The following is a 14,956-nucleotide window of genomic DNA, read 5'->3' as shown; positions in this document are numbered from 1 at the left end:
TCCAAAGGCTATTGGTTCAGCCGGTCGAAGGGTGCCAGATGTATACCCGGGATGATTTCAAAGGCGATATCCTCGGTCGGGTCTGTGGCGTCCACTTCCCAAGCCGCACGCACATGCTTCCAGCCGCCCCAGCCGGTTTTATGCTGAAGCCTTACATAAACTACATCGCCCGCCGTGAGGCTGATGGTCTCACCGGTTACACCGTCACCATCATGGTCGAAGTAGGTAGAGACCTGCTCGGGAAATGTCGTCCACTCAGCGCTCGTTTTGTCGAGCGGGCTCACGTAACCAACAAAATTGGTGCCCGGAATCTCAGCAATTTCAATGAGCGGGCCATTAGGATCACCATTCAAGTTCATGTGAAGGTCGGTGCCACGCGAACCGGAAACATAGAATGTGTATTCGCCGGTAACGGGCACCTGCAGATAAGCCATGATTTCCTGGCCGCAGGTATCGCCACAACCGCCCTCTGTCACCGCATGGCTTGATTCCAGTTGCCCGATATTTCCAGACGTAGAGGGGGTGCCGTTGATGTACTTGCTATGGCCCGTCAGCTGCCATACACCGTTACCACTCCCAATACCGTTGTAAATGTCCCGATGGGCGCCATTGCCGAAGGGAATACCCGCAACAATCTCGACAGAGCGTGTTACCTGAGGCATGACGTTCGGCGTCGGCGCCGTGTCCTGGGCATTGATAGTGACCGTATAGGTGCCCGCTGTTCCGCTATTACCGGTTACGCCATCAACGTACGTAGTGCTTCCAGAGACGGTATGATGGCAGTCACCATCAACATCATCGATACAGGTGTATCCGGGATCCACAAAGGCATCATTCAACTCCAGCTGCATTGATCCGTCGGCGGGATCACCCGGGTTCCCCAGCAACAATTCAACCTCGGGAGCGTGGGTGTTGGTCCACTCGCTACTGTCGTCATAGATGATTTCCATGTAGTCGACATTCGGGCCGTCATAGCTTGCGCCACTGGCGACCCGGAGCTCGATTGTGTTGCTACCAGCCACCAGGTCCACATTATTAACATGGAATTCCGGCTGTACGATGAAGTTCTCCCAACCCCCCGTACCAGTTTGCATGTCGATCAGGCCAGCAAAGGCACCGTTGACAAACAGATCCAGATCCCTGTCGAAACACCCGCCGTTGACGGTCGGGCCGCAACCCAGAGCAAACCGGATATCGTATGTGCTGGCGGCATCGACGTTGACCGTCCAAGCTAGAACGTCAGTCATGCCGCTCCAATTCCGGTACCCCTGGACCTTGTTGGTGATGTATGGGCTGATGGCCGTGCTGGTCATAGGCGCGTATTGGACCAGGTCGGTACCACCAGAAGCATCAGCATCCTCAGCCTCGACCCGGCGGGCAAACTTAACCGTGACATCCCGTATCTCAAGCGCCCGATTGCCCGCTGCATCAGTGTAACTGTAGGTCACCCGATGGGTGCCGAGCGCATTGGTGTCTACGGAACTCAGGTCAACCGAAACGTCCGAAGTGCAGTCGACGCCTCCGTCATCACAGGAGAAGGCAGGCTCAGGCTCTTCATAGGCACCTTGCACCCATACTTCGGCGTTACCCCCAAGCACCGTGATTACTGGCGCCGTGCTGTCCACAATCACAGTAAGTGTGGTTACCGTCGTGTTGAAGTCCGAGTCCGTCGCCGTGTAATAGACCGGATAAGTGCCTTCGGTGCTGGTGTCCAACTGGCTGATATCAATACTACTAACGGTGCAGGCGCCATCCTTGCTGTCGGTACACTCATACCCTGGGTCATTGAAGGTTTCGTTCACCAACAGGCCGTGGGGGTTGCCGTTGGGGAAGGTAATCACCGGGCCCAAGTCATCCTGATTGGCGATACAATCGTCCCACCAGATCTCGGTCATTTCTGCGCCACGGTGCATCGTCCAGGCCGAGCCTGAGATCACGTCTCCTGCACCAATTGCGACAGGCTGACCGCTGGTGTCCTGCAAGCCGCTGGCCAGATCGACCGCCAACTTGTGCCAGCCACCATCAGCATACGGTACGCTGCCAAGGTATTTACTACCCGGCACTGAGGGAGTTGCTTCCCCCCAGTGAGCCGCCACCCAACTTTCATTGGTACCATCGTCGACCCGCAAGCGCACTTCAATTCCAGTGACCGGGCCGCTGTCGGTAGGCACATACACGGAGCTGCAGATACCCTCACCTGCCAGAACCGTATGCTGATGATTTTCCAGCACATGCTGGTTGACGACCGGCTTGGTGGCCGGGTCGGTACCCCACCAGAGTTCGGAGTCGGTCAGTGTGGGAAATGGATCGAGCGTGGCCGGGTCAACTATGACCACGGTTTGCACAATCTGCTCAGCCTGGTTGCCCATGGAATCCACTGCGTCGTATTCAAGTGTGAAGCTCGTACCTAGGACAGCTGCGGTATTCACAGACTCTCCGGTAACGATAACATCGCAATTGGCATCAATATCATCCACACAAGTTGCAGGATCGACATAGTCGGATCCCTGAGAGACCTCCAGAGGCGTCGGGCCATTCGGATAAATCACGGGACCCACTTTGGAATTCTTTCGCTCGTAAATCTTGACGTTCCTGAAGACAGCGTCAGCCAACCCACCTGCTTTGTCAGAATCTGAAGCCATCATGAAAAGCCGATCAACGGTCGTGCCTGCAGCGAGATAGTCGCCCACATCCACCGCGTATTTCTGAACTTTTCCGTTTTCATAGGAGGGTACGGCGCTCTCTAATCCGAATGTTCCGTCGCCAGCCAATTTGAAGGTAAGGGCAGGATCCTCAACGGCATCATTATCAAGTCCAACCGCTATGGCATCGCCGGGGTTTGCAATCAGGGATTCAAACTGCAGAACCGTATTTTCGGTAATGGTGTAGCTGTTGGCGAGGGGATGAGAAACGCGCCGATTGCCAGAGACATGAAGGCCGTTGCCATCAAAGGCGCGGGCAACTGCACCTTCCGCGGGCAGGTCTGAACCGTAGCTATCTATTAAAGTAAGATCCAGCGTAAGGTCGGTAATCGGCATTGACTTATCTACGGAGCTAAGCAGGGCAAGCGGAGAAACTTCAATTCCAAGAGCTCGGTAGGTGTCATTAGACTCGCCGTCTGTGGCCTGGAACAGCACCAGATAGTGACCAGCGATCGATTCCAACTCGGGATTGATCACATCATCAACGCCGTCGACAAAGTACTCTGAATAATCTGAAGTCGCCGAGCCACAAGTGCTTCCCGTCGGACAAGTCTCGCAGTAACGAGGGCCAGACCATGTCGTTGAAGAGGTTGGGGATCGGCACACCGCCTTAATCGTCAATTCACAGGCGCCCGAATTGTCAGTGCATATCGCATTTGGGGTGTTAGGAATTGGAGAGAATGGGGAACGCATATTGATCTTGAAGAGGTAGTCCAGATCGGCATTTTCAGTTGAGAGCCGCAGTACTTCCCCAGCCCGAGCCCAACCATAGGGACTGACGAAGTCTTCGGATTCAAGATCAATCGTGTCGATCTCAGTGACTTTACCGCAACTGTTGTCGCTGCAAGATGTGTCGGTCATTGAGCTAATCAACCGGATAAACGCGTTTTTTGCGTCGGCAAGGGGTGCCTCAAACCCGAGATCGTCCGCAAATTCGATGGCCGGATCCCGGCTGTCGGCAACTCGACAATCGCTTCGACACCCATCCGGAGAATTGCCATCGACTTGCCAGATGACATCTCCTCGACTGTCCAGCAGCTGTAGGACTCCATCATTAGTCAACTGGAGACGTTCCGGGGGCCAGGCGGTATCGGCACTCCAAGCGGCCTGTGTACCACTGTGGTAAATATAGAGGTCTCCCTCGGCCGAGACCCCGTCGCCAACGAAGTAGAGTTTGGGATTTTCTGCAGTGTTACTGTCGGTTGCGGATCCGCTGTCCCAGAGATTCTCCCCGGTATTCGCGTTTTGCAAGGTCACTCGATAGTTGTTGAAAGGGTCGATGCCAACGATGTATTGGCGATTCTCCGACTGCAATACGTCGCTAGCTCCGTATCCGAGGGGCGCTGAACCGGCAAGGAGGCAGTCCGTCAACGCACCGCATACGGGACCGGCATAGATCTCGAGATATTCTTCAGGGATCGTGGAAAATACAGCATCACCGGGTTTTTTCCATCTGATAACAAACTCGTCGTCAAAAATCGCTTCCTTGTCCAGAACTTCAATGTAATATTTCTGATTAGGTGACCTGCCAGCGAGCGTGACAACAGTAGGTCCTGTTGTATCGGTTCCGTCCACGGTGGCAATATTAAACTTGTTAGTTTCGGAGCTTCCGGTATTCCATTGCGAGCCCTCTCCTACGAAAACTTGTGTTTGTTCGTTCGCAGCTATTTCCAGCTCGTAGTCTCCAGAAACTGGAGTTGTTAAATAGCCCCTTGTGCGAGTACCAAAGTTATCCCCCATGTTTGGCTCATCTTGAAAAGTTGAAAGGGGATAGACGGACGAGACTTGGGTCGGGAATGCAGCGCTGCTCGTCAAGTTATGTATCCTGTATCCGTAGATATCGGACCAAAGCTCTCTCAATACGCCAGTGCCTTGATAGTCATAGCCAAACGCTTCAACTTCGGTGACCTGAATCGGTGTGCCTTTTTCGGTCCAGAGGCTAACGTAACGACCTTCAATGCCGCCATCAGGCGCAAGCCAGTCGAATTTGGTTTCGCCTGTATCCAATGAGACACTTTGTGATTTATACACACTAGAGACTTCTTTTGCCTTCTCAAACATTCCTTCAGCGGAGTCGAAGGCAGTGTAGATTTGGCTGAAATCAGTGTCGGAGATCAGGACCGTGAAATTATCAAGCCATTGCCTTGCCCACGTACCGCAATCGGCGCCAACGTGGACTCGAATGCTTGAGATTGTAGTTTTTACCCCGAGGTCACCTTGCCACCAATGATTAAAGTTTGGACTGGTAAGCCAAGTGGAGGTACGACTGGCATCAGGAACACTCGCATAATCACATGCGGTAATACCATCAATGGCAACATGAGGCCCGAAACCCGGGCCATCGCCATCAATACTAGACTGTTTTGCAGTTGCAAACTCCAATTGGTCGATTTTGTGATCGACCAAAGTGAGTTCCATATAGTCAAGATAGAGTCGTCCTGGCGCTGATTCGTTTTTGGACTGAAGGGCAATGGTATTAACACCCTCTTCCAACTGCACTGCCCCAAGGCCGCGATTCGACATACTCCAAGTCAGCCAGTCCACCGAAGGCGGAGCCCCAATATGATAGAGCTCTGCGTCACTTACGAAGTTGTTATTTACCCACAGCTCCAGCGTTCTGGAGTCGCTACCAGGAGAATCATCGTAGTTGTAAAGAAATGAAATGTCGTAGAGCCCAGGTTCGTCCACAATGACATCCCATTGGATGAAATGTGACTCGGTATCCCCAAGAAACTCCAAATACATTTCATTGTCCGAAGAGCGCGTGAAGACATCATGGAGTCCGTCACTATCCGAGCTGGAGGCATCATCCCAGTACTCAGCCTCCAGTCTTCTGCGCGCCGATCCGCCCGAACCCTCTGTAGAGGTAGCGGTGCCAGACGACGCGCTGTATTTCACGGCAGCAACCGGATTCGGCCCGTCGGCAAACACGTATGCTCTCTGGATCCTGATCTTTTCGCCGTTGCCTTCATATGTGCTGTCTTCGAAAAAGTCACCCATGAAATAGGTCATCATTTGAGTGTCGACCTTGGGGTAACCGTCATCGATGAACATCGTATTTTCTTCAAGGTAGACCAGGCCATTTGCGCCATACTCAAGAAACGTCTCGGATGCCGGCTCATCAGCGATCTGAGTCTTGAAGAAAGTGGGCTGTCGGGCAGAATTGTAAATGATGTCGCTGATATTCGGTCGAACGTCACTGGGGGCTACCAGCGTATTACTGGAGACGTACAGGCGGTCATCGTATGCAAGGTCAAATACATTGCCAGCCCCCTCCTCGGCGACCCTATCCAGCCGTAATGCCGTAGCAGAAGGCGCCGTGCCATCGACGGCAAAAGTCTCGTAAACGTAGTTTTGTCTCAGCGATCCAAGTTCTTGGAAGTCTATATTGCCGCCAATGCCATAAGTTATAGTCGTTCCATAGCCATCATCTGTCAGACGATCTCTGGAGTCATAACCCATTGCGAGATTCGCATTCGGTGCTTTCCCGCTGAACCTTTCCTGAACCGTGTCTATATTGCCGTTAATATCGTAGGTGTGTGACTGACTGCGGAGGGTGGTATAGGCTTTATAGCTTTTGGAGAGGCCGTTGTAAGTGGCGCGCCCTTTCGCATCCATACGGACTGTGTGCCTGAGTAGGTCGTTACCAAGGGCGACCGTACTCGAAAACTCATTCAATGAATTTAAGCCCACGGTTTTTATTGTCTGCTTCCAAACGGGAACCTTTTCACCGTCTCCGGTCCATTCGCTCACAGCCTCTAGGTTGCCGGCAGGATCGTATGTGTAATTCAGGAACAAACGGTCGAGAAAATCCTGCTCACTGTCTACGATGGTTCGAATCGACACGCAGCCTGCCTCGCCATAAGCGCGATCACTGAAGGTGTCCGGGTAAAGCATGTCTTGAAGACGACCAAGAGAGTCGTAGGCGTAGAACATGTCAAACGCCTTGTATTTTTCCTTGTCCTGCATTTTTACGTCTTGAGTTTGACGGCAAACTTGCCCTTTGCTGTTGTAGTCAAATGAAAGTTTTGTGGTTTCAGTCGCGGGGTCAATATCTGATTCGTCCGCTAATGTGTTTCCGCGAGATACAGAGCACAATTTATTCCAACCGTTATCACAATCATCATATCGATATCTTATAATCGGCATATCGGCTTCGGTCGTTCCGATATTCATATCAACAACAGAGAATAATCGACCGGACCCATCAGCGAGATAATCGTAATCCTCAGCGATTCGCGTTTGTGTCTTGCCACTTATGTAGGTTCGTTCTCTTTGGCCAAAATCGTTATAAGCGTAATAGCGACGTCCGATCTGGTCGCCGAACTCCTGAACTAAGTTGCCGAAACTGTCATAAAGGTAATAAGCATCCACGACGCCATCAGTCATAGCGGGGGCGTCATTGCCATCCTTGGCATCAACATCGACTCGGACTTGGTATCGGTAAATGAAATCTTCGGGATCGTAATAGTGATATGTCGCTTTATTTCCAATGTTTGTCTGCGTACCCGTTGAATCGATTTGGTACAAGCTTTCTTGAGCGGTGCCTTGAGGTCCGACGGATATGACTTCCTTTAATGTATAGCCGGCACTGTCTGTCCGCTCGACAGTTGTAACCTGATAATTGAGAGTTGGCGAACTTGAATTGTTCGCGCTGGAGCCAGAATAGGAATACTCAGCCACCAAATCCGAAACCACGCCAGTACGTTTTTCTGTGATCTTTTTGACGCGGCCGCCAGCGTATTCGTACACCGTTTCACCATTGGGTGGTACTGCCTTGTAGCCCCCTCCTGTAGTACCGCCGACTTTGTAGGGCGCCGATTTTTTTTGCAGCAGTTGACTATCGGAGAGGTAAAAATAATCCACATAAAGCACCGCCTCTGACCCAAAGGCATTTTGATAGACTTCATCTCTCGAAACTTCGCGAAGCACCTGACCGCGCACGTTATAACAGCTGACGATGTCTTTTTTACCGGTCTGACTTTCGGTAATTTGGTAAGCCGCATTACGGAGCGGTTCAGTTAAGCCGGCAGGACAATGACTGCTAATTTCAGAACTGACGTGAGTGGCGGTAACGATGCCATTACGGGTAGTTGTTTCCCTGCGCCCCAACTCGTCATAGGTAAAGCTCGTTTGTATGCTATTTCCGCCCCCCGTTGGTGTTGATATTGACTCGTAGATCCCGAAAGCCACATCATAGGGGCCATAGTCGGTGACCAATGTTGCATCGGTCGCGCTGGCCGGTCCTGACCACGCTTTGGTTAATCCGACAAACAGGTCTGGCGTAATTTGCCATCCCGAATATTCTATTACTCCACTGTCAACTGACTCTCGCGCCTCGAGAACGAGATTTCCCCTGAGGTCATAGGAGTTAGTTACTTTGAGCGAGTCTGCACGGGTCCCGTTTACCCCCCGCTTGCCGGACGAAGTCGATGTATGAACTCGGGATGGGTAGAGGTTGTTCCCAGAATTTTCCCCGTAAGTCTGAGTGTTTGTGAGCCGGCCCGATGGCAAGCTGCCACCTAAGGTAGTACAGGAGCTCTTACGGTGATCGCTGGCACAGGTCCAGCGATCCATCGTAAGGAGTGCGTTGCGCGAGTGGGGCTGCGGCATATTCGTTGATGGATCCGTCGGCTGTACAGCCTGGGTATCGTAGGTAAGCCGTACAACCTTATTGAGGAACTCACTCGCCGAGGAATCAGCGCTGCTATTTTCAACGCTTACTATCGTCTGACACAGTTTGTTATTTTTAAAATTTTGGCCCAGGATACGAGTCGTCATATATGATCCCGAAGTATCCGTGCAGTCATCAACGGGTTCATTTGTGCCAGTTGGCGTGTAGTCATTACCATAGTAAAAGTTTTGTGTCGTTTCCTTCCACAAAAGAACATCGGCGTCATTCGCCAAATTACGCTCGTAAACCGAAGACTCCTGATTTTCAACTCGACCTACTGCATCGTATGTGAGCTTGACGTTGGACGTCTTTCCTAACGATTTATCCCACTCACCGAGGTTTGCGGACCCGCGATACGTCGTCGTCTCAGCGGGCAGACCAAAGGTAAGCGTGTTAACGCTTGATTCTATTGTGGTCTTCGCGATCGCAAGCGTGTCTGAACCAACCGTCTCTTTGAGTTCACGATCGGTAACCAACTGTCGGGACGGGTAGACCGAACTCAGTCGGTAATCAGCGACCGACGATACGGCTCGAGAGACTGTTGGAAGGTCGTCAACCGTCATTGAGACCTGATAGCTGGTATTAGGGCCGGGCTGGGAGCTTGAAGAAAGCGCTTGGTCAATGTTGTAGACGAGCTTGCTTCCGTTCAGGCCACTAGCGCCTTCTTTTTGCACCTGCATTATCGTCTGCAACTGCCCATTACCCGATGCGTCAGTAGCCATCAAGCTTGTTGCATCGTTATGTTGAAAATCTAACGTGTCACAAACCACGTCAGTTGAGTCACATTTATCTATGGCATCCAGCCAAACGGAACCGTGCGGACCGTCGGCAAGTTGTCGGTAATTTAAGCTGTAATAGTACTTCTCTTCTCGCTCACCCGGCTTACCCGTTCTCACTCGAACACGGTCCAAAAACGGTCCTCGGGTTAACGTACCTTGCTCGCCGCTCGTTTCGATAGAGTTCCAGTCGAGTTCCACCAAGATGTAACTGTCACCACTACCGTCTTTCGAATATTCAATCGTTCTCGGTGCGAGCGAACTTCCAAACACTGAAGTCCCATCTTTGTAGTAGGTATACGTGACGTCGTTGCCATAGCCTGACCGGTCCTCAATCTTGCTTGGCCAATAAGTGTTCGACGAACCAGAAGCGCCATTTGTTGCCGAGCCCTGTTCGTCGAACCTGGTTACGGTCTGCCCTTCGGTATCACGCAACTCGTAGTAGTCCCATACATCATTGGCGTCCTGAGTATCATCCTTTCGGTAAACGACGAGCGCTCCCAGAGACTCTTGTCCCCCGCCCTCTCCTACCCGATAAAAATCCCAGAGATCACTATTGATGTTGGTTCCAGCCGCATCGTGAGTCACCGGTATCAATGGCACCTCTGCAAACCCGTTAAACAAACAAAGATCCGAGCTCAACGCATTCCCATCCTGCCCATTCTCAAGCTTGTCGCACTTCCGGATGTAGGAGATCCCACCAAGGACCCAGTGCCCGACTCTCTCCATCGTCGAAGTATCCGAACCGTCCGTCACCAAAATATCTTGCTGACCTATCGGGAAATCCCTGTAGAAGCTGTTGTAATCCAGGCTCAGCCCGATGGATTGACCGCCCGCGCCAACGGGAAGATCGAAAGGCACGGTCACGTTGAGATCGTTGTAGTGATCAATAGATGCGCCATAACTTATTGTTCCAAGTTGTGCCGATGACGCAGTGCCTACAAAAAACAAGCCCGAAAGCACGAGCGGCCAACCAATCCAAATGCCGCAAACACCCTTCTGTGATTTGAAACCTGCTCGAAACATGACCCGCTCCCACTAAAGAAAACTTGCAATTCTTGTTAACTGCCAATAAAACCAGAGATCAACTGTCGTCAGGCCCTGGTTCAGCTTTTATCCCTCGACGCCACCGGTCGCTGCCACACTGCGGTTTTGCCCAACACCGGGCTGCCCGAGTAACCATCGGGAGCAGTACTATCCAGCCTGAGTCTCAAGCCATCGTCCTCCAGCACCAGATTCACCTCGTGTGTCTTTCCGGTGGCCGGATCCAATAGAATGATGTCGCCCCTGTCGGAGTCGGCGGGTTTAACGGACCCACGCAGTATCGTCATGCCGACAATAGGGTCGTTCTCCAGGGCGCCGTTACAAGCTCCGCATCTGGGGAGCTCATCTGGCAACTCTGGGTGGTAAAGCTGGATGACCTCGCCTTTGATCTGCTGATCGGTTCCTGTGATTAGAATGACGCTTTTAACTTGCTCTGTGTCTTCATCCACCACTTCCCAAACGCCGAACACTGACTCACGAGCCTGGGCCAAAGACGAAAAGACACACAAAATCAGAATGAAATATTTCATCGAACTGCCTCATGCATAAACAATTGCCGGTCTTCTCTCTTGGTTTATCAACACACGATCTATTCCTTGCCGGCGAACCCGGGCTGACCCCGCTCCGGAAAATGGATAGTCGCGTTACCTTTCAACTCAGAGAGGTAGTGTTCAAGCCTCTGCGCCACTAAGCGCTCCGCCAGCTCTTGCCGAACTTGCGCAAATTTGGGCTTTGGGGTCCGACGCTTCGCCAGCATCTTCAAAATTTGCCAGCCCCGTTCGCTCTGGATGGGCGTACTGCTGTGTTCATCCACTGAAAGCTCTTCCAGCTCCCCAACCAGCCCAGCATCGATCTGAAACGCGTTAACCCATCCCAGATCTCCGCCGTAGGTCTTACTCGGGTCGATAGAGAATTCGCTGGCCATCCGTTGGAAGTCAGCGTTTTTGTCCAGGCGACCAATCAGCTCGTCCGCAAGATCTTTTTTCTCCACCAACAGATAGCCCAGCCGATATTCCTTAGCGGGCATGCGCATCAGTTGTTGCTCCTGAAAAGCCTCGCGAAGCTCCGACTCAGAGGGCATCATTTCTTGCATGAGTTTTTGAATGAACAATGCCGATAAAAGGCTTTCTCTCTGCAACTCGACGGCTTCGACAACCAGAGGTTCAAGATGAAATTTCCGCCGCTTTAATTCCTGTCGAATCAGTGATAAATGAATCAATTGGTCCAACAACATCTCCTGGTTAAGCTGTTGACCCTGAGTTTGCGGATTGAGAGTCTGGTGCAGCATCGAAAGGTCCCGCTGTGTGATCGGGTCATCGTTGACCCGAACCAATATCTGCTCGCCTGCTGCACTATGGGCGGTTAGAACCGAACTAAGCGACAAAACGCCGATCAGGAGACATCTTCGAAATAACAGCGAGACGAAGACTTTAAAGGAGAGAAACATGTGACCAAGAATTGATGTAATTAAGGCCCCATTCATATTTTTATTTTTCATTCGCTTTATCCAATACCATGACCACGGAAAAGCGGCACTGACGTAACTCGAAAGGACCGTATTTCAGAAGCAAGGATTTCTTTACGCTGCTCATCGATTATAAATCCATCTCAGAGCAACATAGTGCCTAACCAACTTAGGACGGATTGAATTCAATTTCAACGCTGAATTTAATTCACAAGAACCTCAATGTAATTCACGTTGAGAAAACTGAATCTGATTCAACTAAAACTGAATATGATTCAAAAAGCTCGACTTAAAAACACTTACTTAATCAGACTTAGATTCAAGAATTTTTTTCATCAATCAACGATTAATAAATCTATCAGCATGATTCTTATGGATTTATAAAAATGATACTGCAATAAGGTTTATCTTGATTATGCTTTTATGTAGATTATTTGATGATTCGAGTAGCCGAACATAAGAAAAATATCAAATCGGAGTTTTGTATCGCTCACGATCCAAAACTTAGAACGCCTTTGTTGGTTCATTCTTTATACAGACGCGGATCCAAGGGCTCTAATGTCGCTCCGACCGTTTTACGACAAGCCAGCTGCGTAGCTAGTGAAAGAGCGTTTGTGTGAGTGTGAGCATGGGCACGCACTCGGACGGGATATTTTCTGGAAGAGAAGTCCAGAATCCAGTGGGCCAAATGGCCTAGCTGCAATGAACACCTAACGGATTAACAGGACACCGCTTAGCGCTGCGCCGCGTCAACGGCAAGCTCTGAGATCGCCTGAACAACGGTCGCCCCAGGACCACCCCGAAAGGCGGCATTGAATTCTAGATCCGGCATTTCTACATCAACGTCCAGTTGTATCAGATCACCCGAACGGAGCTCCTTTTCTAGAATCTCTTCAGGCAACGCACTAACACCCAGCCCATCGATCGTCATTCGAATGATGTTGGAAAGCGATGAGCTGGAGTGGATTCTGGTGGAGTGATTTATCGGATCAATCAATGAACGAATGACCGTGTGAGGTTGAGTTTTCCTGGGGTAAGTGACTATCGGCCAGGTCGCTAACTCAGATAGCGACATCCGTCTATTCTCTATTCCCAACCTAGGGCTTGCTACCCAGATCAACGGATAACAACACAACTTCTGATTCAGGATGCCTGGTTGAGTCACCGGTCCTATGAGTAGGGCAATATCAACTTCATGGTCAATGAGCTTCTCAGACAAATTGACGGAGATGTCTATTTCAAGTTCAAGGTTCAGAGCAGGATAAACTCCACTCACTTGTTCAACCAATTGCGGCAACCAAGAGTGGGCGATGGTCTCCGAAACGCCCATCCTCACCGTGCCTTGCATCGCGGTAGATTTGGCAACCGAATGCATCATCTCAGCATGCAGGGCAAGCATCTTCTCGGCATAGATCAAAAACTCCCTCCCCTTTGCCGTTAACGTGACTTTTCGTACAGAACGATTGAAGAGCTCCACGCCCAGCTGATCCTCGAGGCCGGAAATACGGGCAGAGACAGAGGGCTGTGATGCATGCACCCGGTTAGCGGCCGCTCGAAAGCTACCGAGCCGCGCAATCCAGACAAACGTTTCTAAAGATCGAATATTCATAGCATTTACAGGATTCACTCACATAGAACTGATGCCCAATGATAATCAATATTCATGGTCAACACACAGCCTGGGGCAAGAAACTTTGGCATGACCACAACATCCACAAAACAAGAGAAATTTGCCTATTTCAATATATCAAACAGAAACTTAACTCGAAGATTAGGTTTTTTTATCGGTTTCGATAAGACATTCAAATCTAATGAAAAACCTTTTTGAAATCAGATGATAAACAACGATTTCTGGAGAACCGAAGGAACAACCTATTTGCGAATGCCCAATCCCGACTATATGCTTTTTTTGATCTCATAGATTGACATTTAAAGTTATTTTTCCCCACTTTCAATAAAAAACACCAATAAAAAATGGTATTAAAATGGGAAATCAAAACTCTATTATCGACAAACGAAGCAATGTTTTCTCTCTGGCGCAGCCTTGCATCGATAACAACACCTCCATACATTGGCGAGTCAGCGGCGAGTATGAGTTACATTTCTTTTCTGGCAGTCAGGGTAGCGCGTCCATTGGAAATAAAGTTCTCAACTTTTCAAATGAGAGTCTCTTCTTAATCGGTCCAAATCTCCCTCATTGCTGGACCGTAGAATCATCCGCTTCACAAAATGGTCGAACATGTCATTTTTACCACAGGTACGTTTGCTTTCCGGAATTCAAAGTTGTTCATCCGTCCCAACGGCAGACAGCATTAAGGCAGTTAGAAACACTTATGGAAGAGGCCCGCTATGGCATTCAGTTTCAGGATCCAGCGGTAATCTCGGAAGTAGGTTCGCTTATGATGAACCTTGATGAGTCAAGTAATTGCGGGCTTCTCGGAGGGCTCTTCGGGTTGCTCGACCTCTTGATTAGCAGCAAACGCTCTATTCTTAACTCTCAGGCATTCCCAGAAGAAGTCAATGACAGGTCAATGCACAGAATTAACAAAGCCATTACGTACATCAAGAGAAACTTCCGTAACGGAATTTCTCTTGCAAAGGTATCTGAGGTGGTCAGCATGAGCCCTTCCCACTTTTGCCGCGTCTTCAAGAAAAAATATGGAGTGGGATTTATCGATTATTTAAACAAGACAAGAGTGGAGAACGCATGTGAACTGCTTCACAGTAGTGACGACACCGTCTCGTCCATTGCATACGAATGCGGTTTTTCACATCTCTCAAGTTTTAACCGGAACTTTCAAAAGTATGTAGGCCAATCGCCCACCAATTACCGAGTCCAGTTGAAAAATTCATCAAAAATCAAACAATCGAGAACACCAGGCACGTCAAACCGCGCGAATAGGGCAAATTCCCCAGAAGTGTTCTCGAACGTTGCTAAACTTCTATAAAAGCCTAAAAGCGCAGACTTTTCATAAACCGCCGAGCTCGTGAGTTATGCGTGGCTGGACGGAGCGATTTGTTGCCAGGTTCAAGAATCCATTTGGCCGAACCAACGTACATTCCCGCGTATCAAACTGCCCCAATTGGTAGCTGCCATTTCGCCCAGAATTACCACAACACGAAGAAACGCTTAATCACCAAACTAGAAGATTTAGGGGCCTTTCATGGCCACGACGTACCTCCGCCCGGGTTGAAAGCGGTCCGATTCAGGAGCAGATACCGTTCGCAGGCGGCGCATTGTAGCAAAAAGCCGTGGCATCGGGGGACCATTACCCTGGCGGAGCCCATGATCCTT

At 50.2% G+C, this 14,956-nt stretch carries 5 protein-coding genes; 1 reads left to right on the top strand and 4 read right to left on the bottom strand.

Translation table 11 applies throughout. From position 1 onward, the window contains the following. Positions 1-8: 8 nt before the first annotated feature. From BM344_RS16105 to BM344_RS16090, 4 genes are all read right to left on the bottom strand, one after another. Positions 9-10,178, bottom strand: coding sequence for an immunoglobulin-like domain-containing protein (locus BM344_RS16105; protein ID WP_091992208.1), 10,170 nt, complete (start codon positions 10,176-10,178; stop codon positions 9-11). Between the two features lie 80 nt (positions 10,179-10,258). After that, positions 10,259-10,726 carry a DUF2147 domain-containing protein gene (locus BM344_RS16100; protein WP_091992207.1) on the bottom strand — a complete coding sequence of 156 codons (468 nt, stop codon included), beginning with the start codon at positions 10,724-10,726 and terminating at the stop codon, positions 10,259-10,261. Positions 10,727-10,785: 59 nt separating this feature from the next. Then, positions 10,786-11,694, bottom strand: coding sequence for a peptidylprolyl isomerase (locus BM344_RS16095; RefSeq protein ID WP_091992206.1), 909 nt, complete (start codon positions 11,692-11,694; stop codon positions 10,786-10,788). Between the two features lie 700 nt (positions 11,695-12,394). After that, complete coding sequence (locus tag BM344_RS16090) at positions 12,395-13,270, bottom strand: LysR family transcriptional regulator (RefSeq protein WP_091992205.1); 876 nt, start codon at positions 13,268-13,270, stop codon at positions 12,395-12,397. Between the two features lie 376 nt (positions 13,271-13,646). On the opposite strand from BM344_RS16090, the gene BM344_RS16085 reads away from it, so the two are divergent. Beyond that, a complete protein-coding gene (locus BM344_RS16085; RefSeq protein WP_091992204.1) occupies positions 13,647-14,609 on the top strand; it encodes an AraC family transcriptional regulator in 963 nt (320 codons plus the stop codon). Positions 14,610-14,956: the final 347 nt, after the last annotated feature.

This window comes from Marinobacter gudaonensis (assembly GCF_900115175.1).
Classification (GTDB): Bacteria; Pseudomonadota; Gammaproteobacteria; order Pseudomonadales; family Oleiphilaceae; genus Marinobacter; species Marinobacter gudaonensis.
Note: the sequence above shows the minus strand (reverse complement) of the source record. Positions and strands in the feature narration are given on the sequence as shown.

What these genes read in the sequence shown, in the direction of transcription:
- BM344_RS16105 (WP_091992208.1), bottom strand. Translation starts at nt 10,178, where the DNA reads ATGTTTCGAGCAGGTTTCAAATCACAGAAGGGTGTTTGCGGCATTTGG.
- BM344_RS16100 (WP_091992207.1), bottom strand. Translation starts at nt 10,726, where the DNA reads ATGAAATATTTCATTCTGATTTTGTGTGTCTTTTCGTCTTTGGCCCAG.
- BM344_RS16090 (WP_091992205.1), bottom strand. Translation starts at nt 13,270, where the DNA reads ATGAATATTCGATCTTTAGAAACGTTTGTCTGGATTGCGCGGCTCGGT.
- BM344_RS16085 (WP_091992204.1), top strand. Translation starts at nt 13,647, where the DNA reads ATGGGAAATCAAAACTCTATTATCGACAAACGAAGCAATGTTTTCTCT.
- BM344_RS16095 (WP_091992206.1), bottom strand. Translation starts at nt 11,694, where the DNA reads ATGAAAAATAAAAATATGAATGGGGCCTTAATTACATCAATTCTTGGT.